Source organism: Cyanobium sp. PCC 7001 (assembly GCF_000155635.1).
GTDB lineage: Bacteria > Cyanobacteriota > Cyanobacteriia > PCC-6307 > Cyanobiaceae > NIES-981.
In genome coordinates this window covers 1,542,322-1,559,327 of sequence record NZ_DS990556.1, presented here as the reverse complement: position 1 = coordinate 1,559,327, position 17,006 = coordinate 1,542,322, and the positions used below count along the sequence as shown (strand labels likewise).

Sequence of the window (17,006 nt, the reverse complement as noted above, 5' to 3'; positions counted from 1 at the left end):
GGATGTGGGGCGGGGTGCCCGTTGGCGGGAACGGGGCGACGAACTTCAGACGCGGCGGCGCTTGGATCGCCGGCAGCCGTTGTGGGGCAGCGGCGTGACGTCGCGAATCAGCGTGATCTCGAGGCCGGCCACCTGGAGGGCGCGGATGGCGGTCTCCCGGCCGGAACCGGGGCCGCGCACCAGCACCTCGATCTGGCGCATGCCCTGCTCGAGGGCCCGCCGCGCGGCGGCCTCAGCGGCGGTCTGGGCGGCGAAGGGGGTGCCTTTGCGGGCGCCCTTGAAGCCGCTGGCGCCGGCGGAACTCCAGGAGATCACCTCGCCGGCCGTATCGGTGATCGACACGATCGTGTTGTTGAAGGTGCTCTGGATGTGAGCAACACCGTTGGGAACGTTGCGCTTGGCCTTCTTGGGGCCGGTTTTCTTGGCGGGCTTGGCCATGGGGGCAGGGCCTGCGGACGCAGGAGGTGATCAGGGAACGTGGGAACACCCTGGTGACGCTGGACCCGTGGACACGCCCGGGAGGGCGGCGCTGGAGCCGGCGGCAGGGTGGTGGTGGGCTGGCCTGGGGCCACGGGAGGGGAGCCGGATTACTTCTTCTTGCCGGCCACGGTTTTGCGGGCCCCGCGACGGGTGCGCGCGTTGGTGCGGGTGCGTTGCCCCCGCACGGGAAGGCCCATGCGGTGGCGCCGGCCGCGCAGGCAGCCGATGTCCTGCAGGCGCTTGAGGGCCATGCCCTCCTGGCGGCGCAGGTCGCCCTCGAGGGTGAAGGTTTCGGCGGCGCCGCGCAGCTTCTGCACGTCGGCGTCGCTGAGGTCCTTCACCCGGGTGTCCGGATCAACGCCGGTCTTGGCGAGGATCTTCTGGGCACGGGTGAGACCGATGCCATACACATAGGTGAGAGCGATCTCAACCCGCTTGTCGCGAGGGATATCGACGCCGGCAATCCGAGCCACGTGGGAAAACGATCAAGGGTCAGGGGAGCCCGCGGTGGGGCTGGAGGCCGGCGGAGCCGGGCCGAGGGTTCAGTCAGGCCTTCGGGAGGGGAGGCAGGACGGGGCAGCGGCTCTGGCGGCCGAGCCGGGCTGGGGTCAGCCCTGGCGCTGCTTGTGCTTGGGGTTGGTGCAGATGACCATCACCCGGCCATGGCGGCGGATCACCCGGCACTTGTCGCACATCTTCTTGACTGAGGCACGCACCTTCATGGGCGTTGTGCTCTCCGAATTTGCAAACCGCCACCATACCACAGTGGTCAACGGGTTCCGGTTGACCCTTCCGCAGGGTCTCCGTGCGCAGGGCTCAGTCCAGCAGGGCGGCGATGCGCTGCCCCACGGTCTCCACCTCGCCGCTGGCATCGACGGACTGGAGGAGGCCCCGGTCGCTGTAGAAGCGGATCAGCGGAGCCGTCTGATCCCGGTACACCTCCAGCCGGTGGCGGATCACCGCCTCGTTGTCATCCTCGCGGCCCCGCCCCAGCAGCCGCTGCAGCAGCACGGCATCGTCAAGTTCCATCAGCACCACCACTTCGATCTGCTGGCCGAGGTCCTCCAGCAGCCCCTCCAGCGCCTCGGCCTGGGTGAGGTTGCGGGGGAACCCATCCAGCAACCAGCCGCCGCCGCCGGAAGCGGCCTGCTGTTCCAGGCGGCTGCGCACGATGGCCAGCACCAGGGCGTCGCTCACCAGTTCGCCGCGGGCCATCACGGCCGCGGCCTCCTGGCCGAGGGCGGTACCGGCGGCCACCTCGCCCCGCAGCAGGTCGCCGGTGGAGAGGTGCAGGAGGGCATGGGAGCTGGCCAGCTGCTGGGCCTGGGTGCCCTTGCCGGCTCCGGGGGGGCCGAGGAACAGAACGCGTTGCTTCATCGGAGGTGCTTCATCGGGGGAGCGAAGGGCCGGGGATCGAAGGGCTGGAGGGCGGAGAGGGAACGGGAAGGCCGACTACTGCCGCACCATCCCCTCGTAGCGCTGGGAGATCACGTAGGTCTGCACCTGCTTGGCCGTGTCGATGGCCACCCCCACCAGAATCAGCAGCGAGGTGGCCCCCAGGCCCTGGAAGGTGCGCACCTGGGTCGCCCCCTCCACCGCCGAGGGGATGATCGCCACGGCCCCGAGGAAGAGGGCGCCCAGCAGGGTGAGCCGATTCTGCACCCCCCCCAGGTAGGCGGCCGTGGCCGATCCCGGACGGACGCCGGGCACGGCCACACCACCGCGCTTGAGGTTGGTGGCGATGTCCACCGGGTTCACGGTGAGCGAGGCGTAGAAGAAGGAGAAGCCCACGATCAGCCCGAAGAACACCAGGGCGTAGAGCCAGGGGGTGCTGCTGTTCGGATTGAGGTAACCCGCCACCTGGATCAGCCAGGGGCTGCGGGTGAGGTTGGCGATCGTGAGGGGGAGGAACACCACGGCCGAGGCGAAGATGATCGGCATCACACCGCCGGCGTTGAGCTTGAGCGGCAGGTAGCTCTGACGGGCCGCCAGCAGGTTCACCCCGCCCACCTGGCGCTTGGCGCTCACGATCGGGATCCGCCGGTTGCCCTCCTGCACGAAGATGATGCCCACGATCGTGAGCAGGAACACCAGCACGAGCACCACGATGCCTCCCACGGTGCTCCGGTCACCGCTCTGCGCCAGTTCGATCGTGGAGCCGAGGGCCCGCGGCAGGGTGGCCACGATGTTCACGAAGATCACCAGGGAGGCCCCCTGGCCGATGCCCCGCTCGGTGATCACCTCGCTGATCCACATCACGATCATCGAGCCGGTGACAAGGGCCAGGGCGGTCTGCAGCACGAACACCGGTTCCGAGAGCCCCTCGGTGGCGTACTGCCGCAGGATCAGGGCGAACACGGTGCTCTGCAGAATCCCCCAGCCCAGCGCCACGTAGCGGGTGATCTGGGCGATCTTGCGCCGTCCGGCCTCCCCTTCGTTCTTCTGGAGATCCTCCAGCTGCGGCAGGGCTGCCGTGAGCAGCTGGATGATGATCGAGGCGTTGATGAAGGGCAGGATCCCCAGTGCGAACACGCCGAGGGTGGAGAGGCCACCGCCAGTGAAGATGTCCAGGAAGCCGATCAGCTGGCCGCCGCGGGAGAGGAAATCCTGGAAGGCCACCCGGTCGATGCCGGGAACGGGGATGTAGATGCCGAGCCGCACCAGCAGCAGCAGGCCGAGGGTGGTGATCACCCGATCGCGCAGTCCCTTGGACTGAACCAGCTGGCTGAGGATCTCTCCGGCGCTGGGGTTGCGTCCCCGACTGAGAAGCATGGTGGTTGGGCAGGGGGAAAGGGAGAAGCGGCCGGCCGGATGGGTGCCGGCATCAAAAAGCCGTCCACCGCAGTCCGGCAGACGGCTCAGACCCTAGGGCGACGGCCGGGCGGGGCTGGCGAGGGCGGGAGTCAGATGACGTCGCAGCTGCCGCCGGCGGCTTCGATCTTGGCGCGGGCACTGGCCGTGAAGGCCGAGGCCTGCACGGTGAGCTTCACCGACAGATCGCCGTTGCCTAGCACCTTGAGGGGATGCTTGGGGCTGGTCACGATGCCCTGCTTCACCAGGGTGTCGAGGTTCACCGTGCTGCCGGCGGGGCACTCCGCCAGCCGGGCCACGTTCACCACGGTGAATTCCTTGCGGTTCACCAGCTCGAAGTGCTTCAGCTTCGGCACGCGCCGGTAGAGGGGCATCTGGCCACCCTCGAAACCGGGGCGGGTGGGCCGGCCCGACCGGGACTTCTGGCCCCGCATGCCGAAACCGCAGCTGGCGCCCTGGCCGGCGGCGATGCCGCGGCCCTTGCGCAGTTTGCGGCGCCGGGCGCCGGGGTTGGCTTGAAGCGATTGCAGTGTGATGCTCATCGGGAGGCCTCAGGAGTAGATCTGCTCAAGGGAGATGCCCCGCTCCTTGGCGGTCTCCTTGTGGGTGCGAAGGCCGGCGAGGGCCTGCATGGCGGCGCGGGCGTTGTTGAGGGGGGTCTTGGACCCCAGGCGCTTGGCCAGCACGTTCTTGATTCCGGCCAGCTCCAGCACCGTGCGGATCGAACCACCGGCGATCACCCCGGTACCGGGAGCGGCGGGACGCAGCAGCACGCTGGCGGCGCCATCGCGGCCGTTGCTCAGGGTGGGGATGGAGTTGCTGCGGGTGAGGGGCACCTTGACCAGGTGCTTCTTGCCGTCGGCCACACCCTTGCGCACGGCACCGATCACGTCCCCGGCCTTGCCGACGCCGACGCCGACCTGGCCCTTCTCGTTGCCCACCACCACGATGGCGCGGAAGCTCATCTTCTTGCCGCCCTTGACGGTCTTGGAGACGCGACGGATCTGCACGACCCGCTCCTGCCACTCGGAGTCGCGCTCCTGACCGCGGCGGTTGTCGCGGCCCCGGCCGCCGCGGCGCTCACCCCGGCCCTCGCCGCGGCCACCCCGGCGCTCCTGCTGGCCCTCCGCTGCCGCCGGAACGTCGGCCGCGGCGGGAACGGCGTTGGATTGAACTTGGTCGTTGGTTTCGGTCATGGTGAAAGTCGGGATCAGAACTGAAGGCCCGCTTCCCGGGCGGCGTCAGCCAGGGCCTTGACCCGGCCGTGGTACAGGTTGCCGCCGCGATCGAAGACCACCTGGGAGATGCCCTTGGCCAGGGCACGCTTGGCGACGAGCTGGCCCACGGCCACGGAGGCTTCGCAGGTGCCGGCGGCCGTCACGCTCGGACGCAGCTCCTTGTCCACCGTCGACGCCGAGCACAGCGTGCTCTGGGCGGCATCGTCGATGACCTGGGCGTAGATGTGGTTGTTGGAGCGGAACACGGCCAGGCGCGGACGCTCGGCGGTGCCGGTGAGATGGCGACGCAGACGGCGGTGGCGCTTCTGGGTCTGCTCTTTGCGGGAGGGGGATGACATGGCAGTACAGGGTAAGGACGCTCAGGCAGACCTCATTTCTTGCCGGTCTTGCCGGCCTTGCGCAGGATGCGCTCGCCCGCATATTTGATGCCCTTGCCCTTGTAGGGCTCGGGCGGGCGGATGGCGCGCACCTTGGCGGCTTCGTTGCCCACCAGCTCCTTGTCGGCGCCGGAGACGAGCACGGTGGTGGTGCCCTCGACGGTGAAGGTGACCCCATCGGGGGGCACCATCTCCACCGGGTGGCTGTAACCGGCCGAGACCACGAGCTTCTTGCCCTGGACGGCGGCGCGGTAGCCCACCCCGACGATCTCGAGCTTGCGGGTGTAGCCCTGGCTGACGCCCTCGACCATGTTGGCCACCAGGGTGCGGCAGAGGCCGTGGCGTTCACGGGAGCGGCGGCTCTCGCTGGTGGGGCTGACGACGATGGTGCTGCCCTCCTGGGCAACGGAAACCCCCTCGGGGAGGGTGCGGCTCAGTTCCCCCTTGGGACCCTTCACGGTCACCGCGAGGCCGCTGAGGCTGACGGTGACCTTGTCGGGCACGGGGATGGGCGCTTTACCAATACGTGACATGAATCAATCTCCCTGATCAGTAGACGTAGCAGAGCACTTCACCACCCACGCCCTGCTTGCGGGCGTCGCGGTCGCTCATCACCCCCTTGGAGGTGGAGATGATGGCCACCCCGAGGCCACCGAGCACCTTGGGCAGCTGGCGGTTGTTCTTGTAGATGCGCAGACCGGGCTTGCTGACGCGCTGCACGGAGCGGATCGTGGGCTGGCGGTGCTTGCCGCTGTACTTCAGTTCCACCACGAGGTGCTTCTGCACGCCCTCGCCTTCTTCGCTGATGCCGGCGATGAAGCCTTCCTGCTGCAGCACGGTGGCGATGCTGCGGAGCAGGCGCGAGGCGGGGATTCGGGTGGTCTCGTGACGTTTCTCACTCGCATTGCGGATGCGGGTGAGCATGTCGGAAATCGGGTCGTGATTGGCCATGGTCGGGTCCGAAGAGGGCTCAGTTGCTGCGGAACGGCATTCCCATCTCGCGGAGGAGGGCCCGGCCCTCTTCGTCGTTACGGGCGCTGGTCACGATCGTGACGTCCATGCCACGAATCGCGTCGATCTTGTCGAACGAGATCTCAGGGAAGATGATCTGTTCCCGAATCCCCAGGGTGTAGTTGCCACGGCCGTCGAAGCTCTTGGGGCTGACGCCGCGGAAGTCGCGGATGCGGGGCAGCGCCAGATGGATCAGGCGCTCGAGGAACGCATACATCCGCTCACCCCGCAGGGTGACGGCCACCCCGATCGGCATCCCCTGGCGGATCTTGAAGCCGGCGATGGCTTTCTTGGCCCTCGTCACCACCACCTTCTGACCGGTGATGGTGGCCAGTTCGGCGATGGAGGCCTCCAGGGCCTTGGCGTTCTGGGCGGCTTCACCCAGGCCCCGGTTGACGGTGACCTTGACCACCTTCGGGACTTCGTGGACGTTGGAGAGATTCAGGTCCTTGAGGAGCTTGGGCTGAATCGTCTCCCGGTAGCGCTGTTTGAGGGACATGGCGGGGGAAAGGGGATGCGCTTCTGGGCTGGGTCAGAAGGCGGACGGGGAATCGGGAAAGGAAAGGTGGCTGTAGGCGTTGGGGCTGAAGGGATCAGTCGAGGATTTCGCCGGTCTTCTTGAGGCGGCGTTTCTTGGTGCCGTCGCTCTCGACGACGATCTCGACCCGGCTCGCCACGTTCTTGCTGGTGGAGAAGAGCATCACATTGGAGGCGTGCAGGGAGGCCTCCTCGGTGACGATCCGGCCGGTCTCGCCCTCCTGGGTGGGTTTGACGTGACGGGTGCGCAGGTTGATGCCCTGCACCACCACCCGGTTCTCGTAGGGAAGGGTGCGGAGCACCTCACCGGTCTTGCCCTTGTCCTTGCCGGCGATCACCTGCACGGTGTCGCCCTTCTTGATGCGCATCTTGGTGCGCGTCGCGGTGGTGGCTTTCGGGGTTGCGGTTGCCATGTCAGATCACCTCCGGGGCGAGGGACACGATCTTGGTGAAGTTGCGCTCCCGCAGTTCGCGGGCCACCGGACCGAAAACCCGCGTGCCCTTCGGGTTGTTCTCGTTGCCCAGGATCACCGCGGCGTTGTCATCGAAGCGGATGGCATTGCCGGTGTCGCGGCGCAGGGTGGCCTTGGTGCGCACCACCACGGCCTTGACCACATCCGATTTCTTGACGCCCATGTTGGGCATGGCGTCCTTCACGGCGGCCACGATCACATCGCCCACGTGGGCATAGCGACGGTTGGTGCCCAGCACGCGGATGCACTGGATGCGCTTGGCGCCGCTGTTGTCAGCGACGTTGAGAAACGTTTCCTGTTGAATCATCGGTCGTTCCTCGTCAAGTGGCGGCGGAGGTGTTGAGCACCTCGGCCACGGTCCAGCGCTTGGTGCGGCTGAGGGGGCGGGTTTCGGTGATGCGAACCCGGTCGCCCACCTTGCAGCTGTTGTCTTCGTCGTGAGCTTTGTAGCGTTTGGTGCGGCTCACCGTCTTCTGGTAGATGGGATGGGGGAAGCGGTTTTCCACCGCCACCACCACCGTCTTGTCCATCTTGTCGCTGACGACGGTGCCGACCCTTTCCTTGAGTGCCATGGGATCGAGGGGGGTATCAGGTAGCTGAATCAGCCGGGGCTGCGGAGGCCTTGCGCTCGTTCTGCACCGTGAGCAGGTGGGCCAGCTTGATGCGGGCTTTCTTGAAGCGGTGCGGATTTTCCAGACGGCGGGTGGCCTGCTGGAAGCGCAGGTCGAACAGTTCACGCCGGGTGGCGTCGATCTGCTCGGTGATGTCAACGTCCGTGAGCTTGCGCACGTCGGTGATGGCAGGAAGGGCCATGGTCAGGACTCCACAGTGTTGGCAGGCTCGGCCGTGACCGAAGCAGCAGCTGCAGGGGCTTCACCACCGGCGACCGGCTGGTCGTCCAGGGTGAGGAACTTGGTCTTCACGGGCAGCTTGTACTGCGCCAGGCGCATGGCTTCCCGTGCGATCTCGGGGGTGATGTCGGCACCGCCCATCTCGAACAGGATGCGCCCGGGCTTGATCACCGCCACCCAGAACTCCGGGTTGCCCTTGCCGGAACCCATGCGGGTCTCGGCGGGGCGCATGGTGACCGGCTTGTCGGGAAAGATCCGGATCCAGATCTTGCCGCCCCGCTTGACGTAGCGGGTCATGGCGCGACGACTGGCTTCGATCTGGCGGGAGGTGATCCACCCGCACTCCTGGGCCTGCAGGGCGAACTCCCCGAAGGCGATGGTGTTGCCGCGCGTGGCGACGCCGCGCATGCGGCCTCGCTGTTGCTTGCGGAACTTGACGCGTCTTGGACTCAGCATGGTTCAGGCCTCCTGATCACTCCTGGTTCGAACGGTCTTCGAACTGTTGGGGCTGCCGGCTGGTCCGGCGGCGGGGAGCGGCGCCCACGGGCAGTTGCTCCTTCTGGCCCGGCAACACCTCGCCCTTGAACACCCACACCTTGATGCCCAGCACCCCGTAGGTGGTGCTGGCCAGCTTGGTGGCGTAGTCGATGTCGGCGCGCAGGGTGTGCAGCGGCACCCGGCCTTCCCGGGTCCACTCGGTGCGGGCGATCTCGGCGCCGTTGAGACGGCCGCTCACCTGGATCTTCAGGCCCAGCACGCCGGCCCGCTGGGCCCGCTGCACGGCCATGCGGATCACCCGGCGGAAGGCCACCCGCTTCTCCAGCTGCTGGGCGATGTATTCGGCCAGCAGGAAGGCGTCGGCGTCGACGCGCTCCACTTCCACCACGTTGATGCGCACCTGACGGTTCGCATCACCCACGGTCTTCTGGATGCCGTTGCGGAGATCTTCGATGCCGCTGCCCTGGCGGCCCACCAGCACGCCGGGGCGGGCGGTCTTGAGCTCCACTTCGAGCTGGTCCGCCTTGCGGGCGATCAGCACATCGGAAATACCGGCGGCGCCGTACTTCTTGTGGATGAACTTGCGGATCCGATCGTCCTCCTGGAGGAGGGTGGGATAGGTCTTGCTCGGGGCGTACCAGCGGGAGCGGTGGTCCTGGGTGATCCCCAGGCGCAGGCCGGTTGGATGGATTTTGTGTCCCATCGGTGCGGTGTCCTCGGGGGTCAGGCGGAAGGAGCCACAGCAATGCTGATGTGGCAGGTCTGTTTCTTGATCGCGTAGGCGCGACCCTGTGCTCGGGGCCGGTAGCGCTTCATGGAGGGGCCCATGTCAGCGCTGGCGGTGGTGACCACCAGGCTGGCCGGATCCATGCCGAGGTTGTGCTCGGCGTTGGCCACGGCGCTGCGCAGCACCTTGGTGATGGGTCCGGTGGAGCGGTAGGGCATGAACTCGAGCATGATCAGCGCCTCGCGGTAGGTGCGGCCGCGGATCTGGTCGAGAACCCGGCGCACCTTGCTCACGGAACCGCGGATGTAGCGGCCGTGGGCGAGCGCCTGATTCGGAGCGGTGTTAGCCATGGATCAACGGCCTCCCTTTTTGTCCTTGATGTGGCCCCGGAAGGTGCGGGTGGGGGCGAATTCCCCGAGCTTGTGGCCCACCATCTGCTCGGTGACATAGACCGGCACGTGCGATTTGCCGTTGTGAACGGCGATCGTGTGGCCGATCATCATCGGCAGGATGGTGGAAGCGCGTGACCAGGTCTTGATCACGGTCTTGTCGTTGGCGGCGTTTTGCTTTTCAACCTTGCGAAGCAGGCTGTCGGCGACAAACGGGCCTTTTTTGAGTGAACGTCCCATAGCGGTTCAGGAAGCGGGCAAAGCGGTGTGGTTCATCAGGAATCGCGTCCGCCACGGCTCCGCTTGGAGGTGCGGCGACGTTTCCGGAGCACAAACCGGTTGCTGGGCTTGTTCCGCTTGCGGGTCTTGAGGCCGAGGGCCGGCTTGCCCCAGGGGGTGACGGGGCCGGAGCGGCCGATCGGAGCACGGCCCTCACCACCACCGTGGGGGTGGTCGCAGGGGTTCATCACCGAGCCGCGCACCTCGGGGCGGCGGCCCAGCCAGCGCTTGCGACCGGCCTTGCCCAGGCTGGTGTTGCGCACCTCGGAGTTGCCCACTTCGCCGAGGGTGGCGTAGCACTCGCGGCGCACCAGGCGCACCTCGGTGGAGGGCAGCTTGAGAGCGACATAGTCACCTTCCTTGGCCATCACCTGGGCGCTGGCACCGGCGGTGCGCACCATCTGGCCGCCGCGACCGGCGTACAGCTCCACGTTGTGAACGCTGGAGCCCAGGGGGATGGCCGAGAGCGGCAGGGCATTGCCGGTCTCGATCGGGGACTCGGGGCCGGACACCACCTGCTGGCCGATCTCGATCCCGGCGGGGGCCAGGATGTAGCGCTTCTCGCCATCGGCGTAGAAGAGCAGGGCCAGCCGGGCATTGCGGTGGGGGTCGTAGTGGATGGCCGCCACCTTCGCCACCACGCCGTGCTTGTCCCGGCGGAAGTCGACGAGGCGATAGAGGCGCTTGTGGCCGCCGCCGCGATGGCGGCAGGTGATCACGCCGCGGTTGTTGCGGCCCTTGCGGCGGTGCTTGGCCACCACCAGGCCCCGCTCCCGACCGCGGCCGGTGACTTCGGTGAAGTCACTGGCGACGCGGGTGCGGGTGCCGGGCGTGGTGGGGCGGTAGTTACGGATTGCCATGTGGTTTCAGACCCCTCCTCAGGACTCAGGGAACAGCTGGATGGCGTTGCCCTCGGCCAGGCGCACCACCGCTTTCTTGACCTGGGCGCGCTTGCCGGCGAAGCGGCCGACGCGGCGGGTGCGACGCGGCGGGTTCATGGTGCTCACGCCCACCACCTTCACGTCGAAGAGGGTTTCGACGGCGGCCTTGATGTCGGGCTTGGCGGCCCGATGGTCCACCTCGAAGGTGTACTGGTTCAGTTCGAGGGCACGGGTGGCCTTCTCGGTGATCAGCGGCCTGCGGATCACATCCGCGAGCCGGCCTGCAAAACGTTCAGCCATCGCCGTAGACCTCCTGAATCTTCGCGAGTGCCTCCTCGCTCACCACCAGCTTGTTGGCGTGGAGCAGGTCGAACACGTTGAGCTGATCGGCGGCGATCAGCTTCACCTTCTCGAGGTTCCGCACGGACTTGCGCACGGCCTCGGAGGCGTTGTCGAGGATCACCAGCACCTTGGCGCCGGCCTCGATGCCGAGGCGGGTGAGGGCGGCGGTGATCTCCTTGGTTTTGGGAGTGTCGAGCCCGGCGCCGAAGCCCTTCACCACGGTGATGTCCTCCACCCGGCTCATCAGCGCGGTGCGGAGGGCCAGGCGACGCTCCTTGCGGTTCATCGCCAGTGCGTAGCTGCGGGGCTTGGGCCCGAACACCACGCCACCGCCCGGACGCAGCGGGGTGCGGATGGAGCCCTGGCGGGCCCGGCCGGTTCCCTTCTGCTTGTAGGGCTTGCGGCCACCACCGGCCACTTCGGCCCGGGTGAGGGTGCTGGCCGTGCCCTGGCGGGCGTGGGCCAGCTGGCGCACCACGGCGCGGTGCACCAGGTCGGTGGCGGAGCTTTCCTTGGCGACCTTCAGGTCAAGGTCGGCCTTGCCGGCCTCCTTGCCCTGCCAGTCGCGAATCACACAGTGAGCCATGTTCTCGGTCCTCCTCAGTTCCCGGCGTTGGCGCCCACCCGGTTCGCCGGGCGGATGTTGAGCAGCGCGCCGGGCTTGCCGGGCACCGATCCCTTCACCACCAGCAGATTCCGCTCGGTGTCCACCTTCAGGATCACCAGACCACGGGTGGTGGTCTGCTTGCCGCCGTAACGGCCGGCCATCCGCTTGCCGGGGTAGACCCGGCCCGGGGTGGTTCCGGCGCCGGTGGAACCGGGCTCGCGATGGTTCTTGGAACCGTGGGTCATGGGGCCGCGGCTGAAGCCGTGGCGCTTCTGGTAACCCGCGAAGCCACGGCCCATGGTGTCGCCGCTCACGTCGACCTTCTGGCCGGGCTCGAAGGCGGCGACGGTGACTGCACCGCCGAGCTCGAGACCATCCAGGCTGTCGACCCGGTATTCCTTGAGGTGGCGGAGCAGCTCCTCGCCGGATTTGGCGAGGTGGCCCTGGGCAGGCTTGTTCACGAGCTTCTCGCGAATGTCGCCGAAACCGAGCTGCACGGCGTTGTAGCCGTCGGTGCCGGTGGATTTGATCTGGGTGATGCGGCAGGGGCCAGCCTCGATCACAGTGACCGGGATGGACTTGCCCGCCTCGTCGAAGAACTGGGACATACCCAGCTTCTTCCCAAGAATGCCGATGGACATAGGAGGGGAGTCAGCGCCAGCTGGACCACCGGGGTTTCCGGTGAAGCCGATGCGGATGCCTGGAAGGTCGTGCCGTGCCGTGTCATCCGGTTCCGGATCCCGGCTCAGAACTCCGGCGTCGGCGACGACTCCGGTGAGGCACGGAACCCTGAAGAGACGTTCAGGGCGCTAGCAGACAGATCGCAGGATCTGATCAGCGCGGCTGGGACTTGCCTGGACCGGACGGACCGACTCGTGGGAGAGATCAGCGCGTTCAGGCAGTTTCCCGGCGGTTTGACTGGTCTTTCCGTTGGGGCGTCCGGGCCGGGGCCAGGGCGGTGGAAAAACCTGCGCTGCCGCTCAGGCCGTGGAGGTCGCCACCACTGGCGACCTGGTGCAATGTTCTGGAGGCCCGGCTAGCGGTCGGGCACAGATTCCAAGCACAGCTGACAACCATACCCCACGGCCTTCCCCCCTCCCTGCGTTGTCCCCAGGGAACGTCCCCCATCCCCGGGAAGCTGGCAGACTCGGCCCACCGCGTCACCGTCGCCATGCCGCTGCTGTTGTCTGGTCGGGGATTTCGGCAAGACCTCGAGCGGGCCGGTGCCCTGGCTCTGTTCGCCCCGTTGGAAGGAGGGGCGGAGACCCGGCTGATGCGGCGACTGCGGGCTGCCGGTTACCGCGCCCAGCTCACCTCGGCCCGCGGCCTCGGCGATCCCGAGGCGTTCCTGCTTCAGCTCCACGGTGTGCGTCCACCGCACCTGGGCCACCAGAGCGTGGGACGCGGCGCCGCGGTGGGGGACGTGCACCGGGTGATGCCCCAGCTGGGCAGCCTGCTGGAGGGCGACCAGCCCATCCTGCTGTGGTTGCTGGAGGGTCAGGTGCTCTCCACGGCGGAACTCAGTTCCCTGGTGGCCCTCACCCGGCGGGAACCCCGCCTCAAGATCGTGGTGGAGATGGGCGGCGCCCGCGCGCTGCGCTGGCAACCTCTGGAGGCCCTGCTGGCCGCCGCCTGAACTCCCCCACCGCCAGCCGCGGGGTGTCGGCCCCAGCGGCCGGGATCCTCCCCGAGTCGGCCCTGCGGCGCGGCCGCTGGGTGAAGTGGATCGGTGGGGCCAGCAATCACGACCTGGCCGCCATCGAGGACCTCGCCGGCCTCTATGCGCTGGCCGGTGTGCACTGTCTGGATGTGGCGGCGGACCCGGCCGCCGTGGCGGCCGCCCGGCGCGGCGTCGCCTGGGCCGAGCGCCGGGGTGCTGGGCGCCCCTGGCTGATGGTGAGCCTGAGCGATGGCGAGGATCCCCACTTCCGCAAGGCCTGGTTCGATCCGCGGCGCTGTCCGCCCGCCTGTCCCCGCCCCTGCGAGCGGGTCTGTCCGGCCCTGGCCATCGGCGTGGGGGCCACCGGCGCCGCCGGTGTGGCGGAGGAGCGCTGCTATGGCTGCGGACGCTGCCTGCCGGCCTGTCCCCTCGGCCTGATCGAGGAGCGCGGTCATGGCCTGGCGGCCGCGGCGGTGCCGGGGCTGCTGCGCCAGCTGAGCCCCGATGCGGTGGAACTGCACACCCGGCCCGGGCGGCAGCAGGCGTTCGAGCGGCGCCTGGAGCAGCTGGCCGGCAGCGGCGTGCCGTTCCGCCGGGTGGCCGTGAGTGCGGGCCCGGAGGTGACCGCGGAGGAGCTGTGGCAGCGCTACGGCGCCCTGCGGGTCCATGGGCTGGCGCCCCTCTGGCAGCTGGACGGTCGGCCGATGAGCGGGGATGTGGGCGTCGGCACCGCCCATGCCGCCGTGACCCTGCTGCGGCGGCGCGGCCGCCGGCTGCCGCCGGGGCCCCTGCAGCTGGCCGGAGGCACCAATGCCTCGACGCTGCCGCTGCTGGAACGCCATCCGGAGGCAGCGCGGCTGTGCGCGGGCGTCGCCTTCGGAGGCGTGGCCCGGCGCTCCCTCCAGCCGCTGTTGCAGGAGGCCCAGCGGCGGGGGGGCTCGCTGCTGGAGAGCCCCGAGCTGTGGCCTCGGGCCCTGGAGCTGGCGCGGACTCTGGTGCGCCCCTGGCTAGAACGAACCCACCCGAGGCCGCTGCGGTGCTGTCACCCGAGCCCCTGATCTCACTGATGCCCCAGACGGCCGGGAGCTCCGGCGCGGATGCCGGCCAGGGCGTCACTGACGATCTGGACCGGCTGCTGGCGGTGCTGCCGGCACCCGTGCAGGCTGCCCTCGCCAGTGCGGAGAGCCGGGCGCACCTGCTGGAGGTGGTGCTGGATCTGGGCCGGCTGCCGGAGGCCCGCTACCCCGGCCGGGCCGCCCTGCTCGGCGATCGGCCGGTGGAGCGCAGCGATCTCGATGCGGTGGTGGACCAGCTGGGGGCCTTCGGCGCCGACAACCGGGCCGGCATCGCCTGCACCCTGCACCGCATCAGCGCGATCCGCAACCGCATCGGGACCATCGTGGGCCTCACCTGCCGGGTGGGCCGGGCCGTGTTCGGCACGGTGGTGATGGTGCGTGACCTGCTCGATTCCGGCCAGTCGCTGCTGCTGATGGGCCGCCCCGGGGTGGGCAAGACCACGGCCCTGCGGGAGATCGCCCGGGTGCTGGCCGACGATCTCGGCAAGCGGGTGGTGGTGATCGACACCAGCAACGAGATCGCCGGCGATGGCGACATCCCCCATCCCGCCATCGGCCGGGCGCGCCGCATGCAGGTGGTCAGGCCGGACCTGCAACACGAGGTGATGATCGAGGCGGTGGAGAACCACATGCCCGAGGTGATCGTGATCGATGAGATCGGCACGGAACGGGAAGCCCAGGCGGCGCGCACCATTGCGGAGCGGGGCGTGATGCTGGTGGCCACCGCCCACGGCAACGAGCTCACGAACCTGATCAAGAACCCCACCCTCAGTGACCTGGTGGGGGGAATCCAGTCGGTGACCCTCGGCGACGAGGAAGCGCGGCGACGGCGCACCCAGAAGACCGTGCTCGAGCGGGCCGCGGAACCCACCTTCCCGCTGGCGGTGGAGATGCACAGCCGCCACCGCTGGCTGATCCACCGGGATGTGGCCCAGACGGTGGATGGTCTGCTGCGGGGCCAGACGGCCAGGCCCCAGGTGCGGGAGCTGGGGCCTGATGGACGTCTGCAGCTGCAGGACGACCTGCCCGCGCGTCCCCATTCCGTCTCCCGGCCGCTGCCGCCCCCTGCGGTGCGGGCCTCCGGCACCGAGGCTCCCGCCGGCCTTCCCCTCAGGGAGGCGGCCCGCCATCAGGCTGCGCCGGCGTCTCCTCCCCCGCTGGAGCCCTCCCTTGCGGCTGCCGCTTCTGCGCCTCCGCCCGCCTCCACCGGTCCGGCGCCCCTGCGGGTCTACGGAGCCGGCATCAGCCGCAGCACCCTCGAGCAGGTGGTGCGGGCCCGCCAGTTGCCCGTGGCCGTGGTGGGCAGCGTGGAGCTGGCCGATGTGGTGCTCAGCGCCCGACAGCAGCTCGGCCGCGACCCCCATGTCCGTCGTCTGGCGCAGGATCTGGGCCTGCCGATCCTGGTGATCAAGAGCGGGGCGATGCCCCAGGTGCAGCGGGCCCTGGAACGGCTGCTCGCCCGCCACCGCCCCCAGGAGCCCTCCGTCTCGGTTCCCGAGGGGGACGACACCCTGGCGGCCCTCGAGGAGTGCCGACTGGCGGTGGAGCACGTTGTGCTGGCCCAGGGGCAACCCGTGGAACTGCTGCCCCGCAGCGAGCGGGTACGCCAGCTTCAGCGGGAGCTCGCCAGCCGCTACCGGGTGCGCACGGCCGTGTTCGGTCCCAGCGGCGATCAGCGTCTGCGCCTGTTTCCCGCCTGAGGGGCCGGAGCCCTGGGTGGCCGGTGATTGACGAAGGACCGGACGCTGTGGGTAACTAGCTAGGCATCGGCGAGCGCCGCTGCACCGGGAGCCGGACTCACCAGCTCGGATTCCCCGCTTTCAGGAGACCCTGCCTCCGGCAGTCGACCTCCACCGTCATTGGGCCGTCGCCAAGTGGTAAGGCAGCGGGTTTTGGTCCCGCCATTCCTAGGTTCGAATCCTAGCGGCCCAGTTTCCTGCTCCAGTCCCCGGGGAGCCCTGCCGTGACTGGGATCTCCCCGCCAGAGCCGCTGCTGGTCTTCGACTTCGACGGGGTGCTCGTCGATGGCATGGACGAGTACTGGTGGGCGGCCCGGACAGCGGCCCTGCAACTGTCCCCGGCCCTCGCGCTGCCGGAGCAGGCGCCGCCGGGGTTCGCCCGGCTGCGCCCCCTCATCCACAAGGGCTGGGAGATGGTGCTGATGGCGGCCGAACTCTCCCGCCCGGACCTGGCGCTGGAGAACCTGCTCGCGGACTATTCCCGGCGGCTTCCCGAGCTCCTGGCCCGCTGGGGCTGGAGCGATGCCGAGCTGCAGGAGACCCTGGAGCAGGTGCGCAGCCGGGCGATCCGCAGGGATCTGCCGGCCTGGCTGGCCCTGCACCGATTCTATCCCGGCGTGGTGGAGCGGCTGCGGCAGCTGGAGCGGGACGGGATCACCTGGATGGTGCTCACCACCAAGGGACAAGCCTTCGCCCAGCGCCTGCTGGAGTCGGCCGCCCTGGCGCCCGCGGCGGTGCACGGGCATGAGCAGGGCAGCAAGCCCGAGGTGCTGAAGCAGCTGCTCGGCCACCACCCCCGGGTGTGGTTCGTGGAGGATCGCCGGCCCACCCTGGAGCGGGTGCGCGCCGATCCGGGCCTGGCGGCCGTGCGCTGCTTTCTGGTGAGCTGGGGCTACCTCGGGCCGGCGGACGGCGTGGATCTGCCCGAGGGCATCCACTGGCTCGAGCCGGATCGTTTCGCCGCCCCCCTGGCGCTGTGGCCCTGACCCTCGCTAGGGTACGTACGTACTAAGCGCGATTGAGACGCTGG

27 protein-coding genes and 1 tRNA gene are annotated in these 17,006 nt (G+C 68.9%); 5 read left to right on the top strand and 23 right to left on the bottom strand.

The features are described 5' to 3' along the window. Positions 1 to 45: 45 nt before the first annotated feature. The 23 genes from rpsK to rplC form a co-directional block, all read right to left on the bottom strand. Positions 46 to 438 carry a 30S ribosomal protein S11 gene (rpsK, locus tag CPCC7001_RS07820; RefSeq protein ID WP_006910768.1) on the bottom strand — a complete coding sequence of 131 codons (393 nt, stop codon included), beginning with the start codon at positions 436 to 438 and terminating at the stop codon, positions 46 to 48. Between the two features lie 149 nt (positions 439 to 587). Further along, positions 588 to 953, bottom strand: coding sequence for a 30S ribosomal protein S13 (gene rpsM / locus CPCC7001_RS07815; protein ID WP_006909855.1), 366 nt, complete (start codon positions 951 to 953; stop codon positions 588 to 590). Positions 954 to 1,088: 135 nt separating this feature from the next. Beyond that, positions 1,089 to 1,202, bottom strand: a complete 114-nt coding sequence (rpmJ, locus tag CPCC7001_RS07810; protein ID WP_006173336.1) for a 50S ribosomal protein L36 — start codon at positions 1,200 to 1,202, stop codon at positions 1,089 to 1,091. 94 nt (positions 1,203 to 1,296) lie between these two features. After that, on the bottom strand, positions 1,297 to 1,857 hold the full coding sequence (locus tag CPCC7001_RS07805) for an adenylate kinase (protein ID WP_006909614.1): 561 nt from the start codon (positions 1,855 to 1,857) through the stop codon (positions 1,297 to 1,299). Positions 1,858 to 1,932: 75 nt separating this feature from the next. Continuing rightward, positions 1,933 to 3,252, bottom strand: coding sequence for a preprotein translocase subunit SecY (gene secY, locus CPCC7001_RS07800; protein WP_006909719.1), 1,320 nt, complete (start codon positions 3,250 to 3,252; stop codon positions 1,933 to 1,935). Between the two features lie 131 nt (positions 3,253 to 3,383). Next, positions 3,384 to 3,833, bottom strand: coding sequence for a 50S ribosomal protein L15 (gene rplO / locus CPCC7001_RS07795; protein WP_006909951.1), 450 nt, complete (start codon positions 3,831 to 3,833; stop codon positions 3,384 to 3,386). Positions 3,834 to 3,842: 9 nt separating this feature from the next. After that, complete coding sequence (gene rpsE / locus CPCC7001_RS07790; RefSeq protein ID WP_006910949.1) at positions 3,843 to 4,487, bottom strand: 30S ribosomal protein S5; 645 nt, start codon at positions 4,485 to 4,487, stop codon at positions 3,843 to 3,845. Positions 4,488 to 4,501: 14 nt separating this feature from the next. Further along, positions 4,502 to 4,867, bottom strand: a complete 366-nt coding sequence (rplR, locus tag CPCC7001_RS07785) for a 50S ribosomal protein L18 (protein ID WP_006909511.1) — start codon at positions 4,865 to 4,867, stop codon at positions 4,502 to 4,504. Positions 4,868 to 4,899: 32 nt separating this feature from the next. After that, on the bottom strand, positions 4,900 to 5,439 hold the full coding sequence (gene rplF, locus CPCC7001_RS07780; protein WP_043368788.1) for a 50S ribosomal protein L6: 540 nt from the start codon (positions 5,437 to 5,439) through the stop codon (positions 4,900 to 4,902). A 16-nt stretch (positions 5,440 to 5,455) separates the two neighbouring features. Continuing rightward, the gene (rpsH, locus tag CPCC7001_RS07775; RefSeq protein WP_006909077.1) at positions 5,456 to 5,857 is read right to left on the bottom strand and encodes a 30S ribosomal protein S8; all 402 of its coding nucleotides are present in this window, start codon (positions 5,855 to 5,857) and stop codon (positions 5,456 to 5,458) included. Positions 5,858 to 5,876: 19 nt separating this feature from the next. Next, on the bottom strand, positions 5,877 to 6,416 hold the full coding sequence (gene rplE / locus CPCC7001_RS07770) for a 50S ribosomal protein L5 (protein ID WP_006910001.1): 540 nt from the start codon (positions 6,414 to 6,416) through the stop codon (positions 5,877 to 5,879). 94 nt (positions 6,417 to 6,510) lie between these two features. Then, positions 6,511 to 6,867 (bottom strand): 50S ribosomal protein L24, encoded by a 357-nt coding sequence (gene rplX, locus CPCC7001_RS07765; RefSeq protein WP_006910118.1) that lies wholly within the window; start codon positions 6,865 to 6,867, stop codon positions 6,511 to 6,513. 1 nt (position 6,868) lies between these two features. Further along, the gene (rplN, locus tag CPCC7001_RS07760) at positions 6,869 to 7,234 is read right to left on the bottom strand and encodes a 50S ribosomal protein L14 (protein ID WP_006910461.1); all 366 of its coding nucleotides are present in this window, start codon (positions 7,232 to 7,234) and stop codon (positions 6,869 to 6,871) included. Between the two features lie 13 nt (positions 7,235 to 7,247). After that, positions 7,248 to 7,499 carry a 30S ribosomal protein S17 gene (gene rpsQ / locus CPCC7001_RS07755; RefSeq protein ID WP_006909923.1) on the bottom strand — a complete coding sequence of 84 codons (252 nt, stop codon included), beginning with the start codon at positions 7,497 to 7,499 and terminating at the stop codon, positions 7,248 to 7,250. 16 nt (positions 7,500 to 7,515) lie between these two features. Beyond that, complete coding sequence (gene rpmC, locus CPCC7001_RS07750; RefSeq protein WP_006911384.1) at positions 7,516 to 7,740, bottom strand: 50S ribosomal protein L29; 225 nt, start codon at positions 7,738 to 7,740, stop codon at positions 7,516 to 7,518. Positions 7,741 to 7,742: 2 nt separating this feature from the next. Continuing rightward, positions 7,743 to 8,234, bottom strand: coding sequence for a 50S ribosomal protein L16 (gene rplP, locus CPCC7001_RS07745; protein ID WP_043368787.1), 492 nt, complete (start codon positions 8,232 to 8,234; stop codon positions 7,743 to 7,745). Positions 8,235 to 8,250: 16 nt separating this feature from the next. Further along, positions 8,251 to 8,979, bottom strand: a complete 729-nt coding sequence (gene rpsC / locus CPCC7001_RS07740; RefSeq protein WP_006910865.1) for a 30S ribosomal protein S3 — start codon at positions 8,977 to 8,979, stop codon at positions 8,251 to 8,253. A 20-nt stretch (positions 8,980 to 8,999) separates the two neighbouring features. After that, entirely contained in the window at positions 9,000 to 9,353 is a 354-nt protein-coding gene (rplV, locus tag CPCC7001_RS07735) for a 50S ribosomal protein L22 (RefSeq protein WP_006911273.1), read from the bottom strand. Positions 9,354 to 9,356: 3 nt separating this feature from the next. Further along, entirely contained in the window at positions 9,357 to 9,632 is a 276-nt protein-coding gene (gene rpsS, locus CPCC7001_RS07730) for a 30S ribosomal protein S19 (protein WP_006911786.1), read from the bottom strand. 35 nt (positions 9,633 to 9,667) lie between these two features. After that, on the bottom strand, positions 9,668 to 10,531 hold the full coding sequence (gene rplB, locus CPCC7001_RS07725) for a 50S ribosomal protein L2 (RefSeq protein ID WP_006910666.1): 864 nt from the start codon (positions 10,529 to 10,531) through the stop codon (positions 9,668 to 9,670). Positions 10,532 to 10,549: 18 nt separating this feature from the next. Beyond that, positions 10,550 to 10,852: a 50S ribosomal protein L23 gene (locus tag CPCC7001_RS07720; protein ID WP_006910939.1), complete on the bottom strand. Its 303-nt coding sequence runs from the start codon at positions 10,850 to 10,852 to the stop codon at positions 10,550 to 10,552. Then, positions 10,845 to 11,480, bottom strand: coding sequence for a 50S ribosomal protein L4 (rplD, locus tag CPCC7001_RS07715; RefSeq protein WP_006909581.1), 636 nt, complete (start codon positions 11,478 to 11,480; stop codon positions 10,845 to 10,847). Before rplD ends, CPCC7001_RS07720 begins: the two co-directional genes overlap by 8 nt. 14 nt (positions 11,481 to 11,494) lie before the next feature. Then, complete coding sequence (gene rplC, locus CPCC7001_RS07710) at positions 11,495 to 12,142, bottom strand: 50S ribosomal protein L3 (RefSeq protein WP_043368785.1); 648 nt, start codon at positions 12,140 to 12,142, stop codon at positions 11,495 to 11,497. 530 nt (positions 12,143 to 12,672) lie between these two features. Between rplC and CPCC7001_RS07705 the strand changes: the two genes are divergently transcribed. The 5 genes from CPCC7001_RS07705 (at position 12,673) to CPCC7001_RS07685 (ending at position 16,962) form a co-directional block, all read left to right on the top strand. Then, a complete protein-coding gene (locus CPCC7001_RS07705) occupies positions 12,673 to 13,137 on the top strand; it encodes an NAD(P)H-quinone oxidoreductase subunit N (protein ID WP_006910056.1) in 465 nt (154 codons plus the stop codon). A gap of 23 nt (positions 13,138 to 13,160) precedes the next feature. Continuing rightward, positions 13,161 to 14,219, top strand: coding sequence for an LdpA C-terminal domain-containing domain (locus CPCC7001_RS07700; protein WP_006910028.1), 1,059 nt, complete (start codon positions 13,161 to 13,163; stop codon positions 14,217 to 14,219). 8 nt (positions 14,220 to 14,227) lie between these two features. Then, complete coding sequence (locus CPCC7001_RS07695) at positions 14,228 to 15,937, top strand: AAA family ATPase (RefSeq protein WP_050757212.1); 1,710 nt, start codon at positions 14,228 to 14,230, stop codon at positions 15,935 to 15,937. Positions 15,938 to 16,097: 160 nt separating this feature from the next. Beyond that, a tRNA-Gln gene (locus CPCC7001_RS07690) sits at positions 16,098 to 16,169 on the top strand. 31 nt (positions 16,170 to 16,200) lie between these two features. Beyond that, positions 16,201 to 16,962: an HAD family hydrolase gene (locus tag CPCC7001_RS07685; protein ID WP_006910377.1), complete on the top strand. Its 762-nt coding sequence runs from the start codon at positions 16,201 to 16,203 to the stop codon at positions 16,960 to 16,962. Positions 16,963 to 17,006 lie beyond the last annotated feature (44 nt).

What these genes read in the sequence shown, in the direction of transcription:
- rpsK (WP_006910768.1), bottom strand. Translation starts at nt 438, where the DNA reads ATGGCCAAGCCCGCCAAGAAAACCGGCCCCAAGAAGGCCAAGCGCAAC.
- rpmJ (WP_006173336.1), bottom strand. Translation starts at nt 1,202, where the DNA reads ATGAAGGTGCGTGCCTCAGTCAAGAAGATGTGCGACAAGTGCCGGGTG.
- CPCC7001_RS07805 (WP_006909614.1), bottom strand. Translation starts at nt 1,857, where the DNA reads ATGAAGCAACGCGTTCTGTTCCTCGGCCCCCCCGGAGCCGGCAAGGGC.
- secY (WP_006909719.1), bottom strand. Translation starts at nt 3,252, where the DNA reads ATGCTTCTCAGTCGGGGACGCAACCCCAGCGCCGGAGAGATCCTCAGC.
- rplO (WP_006909951.1), bottom strand. Translation starts at nt 3,833, where the DNA reads ATGAGCATCACACTGCAATCGCTTCAAGCCAACCCCGGCGCCCGGCGC.
- rpsE (WP_006910949.1), bottom strand. Translation starts at nt 4,487, where the DNA reads ATGACCGAAACCAACGACCAAGTTCAATCCAACGCCGTTCCCGCCGCG.
- rplR (WP_006909511.1), bottom strand. Translation starts at nt 4,867, where the DNA reads ATGTCATCCCCCTCCCGCAAAGAGCAGACCCAGAAGCGCCACCGCCGT.
- rplF (WP_043368788.1), bottom strand. Translation starts at nt 5,439, where the DNA reads ATGTCACGTATTGGTAAAGCGCCCATCCCCGTGCCCGACAAGGTCACC.
- rpsH (WP_006909077.1), bottom strand. Translation starts at nt 5,857, where the DNA reads ATGGCCAATCACGACCCGATTTCCGACATGCTCACCCGCATCCGCAAT.
- rplE (WP_006910001.1), bottom strand. Translation starts at nt 6,416, where the DNA reads ATGTCCCTCAAACAGCGCTACCGGGAGACGATTCAGCCCAAGCTCCTC.
- rplX (WP_006910118.1), bottom strand. Translation starts at nt 6,867, where the DNA reads ATGGCAACCGCAACCCCGAAAGCCACCACCGCGACGCGCACCAAGATG.
- rplN (WP_006910461.1), bottom strand. Translation starts at nt 7,234, where the DNA reads ATGATTCAACAGGAAACGTTTCTCAACGTCGCTGACAACAGCGGCGCC.
- rpsQ (WP_006909923.1), bottom strand. Translation starts at nt 7,499, where the DNA reads ATGGCACTCAAGGAAAGGGTCGGCACCGTCGTCAGCGACAAGATGGAC.
- rpmC (WP_006911384.1), bottom strand. Translation starts at nt 7,740, where the DNA reads ATGGCCCTTCCTGCCATCACCGACGTGCGCAAGCTCACGGACGTTGAC.
- rplP (WP_043368787.1), bottom strand. Translation starts at nt 8,234, where the DNA reads ATGCTGAGTCCAAGACGCGTCAAGTTCCGCAAGCAACAGCGAGGCCGC.
- rpsC (WP_006910865.1), bottom strand. Translation starts at nt 8,979, where the DNA reads ATGGGACACAAAATCCATCCAACCGGCCTGCGCCTGGGGATCACCCAG.
- rplV (WP_006911273.1), bottom strand. Translation starts at nt 9,353, where the DNA reads ATGGCTAACACCGCTCCGAATCAGGCGCTCGCCCACGGCCGCTACATC.
- rpsS (WP_006911786.1), bottom strand. Translation starts at nt 9,632, where the DNA reads ATGGGACGTTCACTCAAAAAAGGCCCGTTTGTCGCCGACAGCCTGCTT.
- rplB (WP_006910666.1), bottom strand. Translation starts at nt 10,531, where the DNA reads ATGGCAATCCGTAACTACCGCCCCACCACGCCCGGCACCCGCACCCGC.
- CPCC7001_RS07720 (WP_006910939.1), bottom strand. Translation starts at nt 10,852, where the DNA reads ATGGCTGAACGTTTTGCAGGCCGGCTCGCGGATGTGATCCGCAGGCCG.
- rplD (WP_006909581.1), bottom strand. Translation starts at nt 11,480, where the DNA reads ATGGCTCACTGTGTGATTCGCGACTGGCAGGGCAAGGAGGCCGGCAAG.
- rplC (WP_043368785.1), bottom strand. Translation starts at nt 12,142, where the DNA reads ATGTCCATCGGCATTCTTGGGAAGAAGCTGGGTATGTCCCAGTTCTTC.
- CPCC7001_RS07705 (WP_006910056.1), top strand. Translation starts at nt 12,673, where the DNA reads ATGCCGCTGCTGTTGTCTGGTCGGGGATTTCGGCAAGACCTCGAGCGG.
- CPCC7001_RS07695 (WP_050757212.1), top strand. Translation starts at nt 14,228, where the DNA reads ATGCCCCAGACGGCCGGGAGCTCCGGCGCGGATGCCGGCCAGGGCGTC.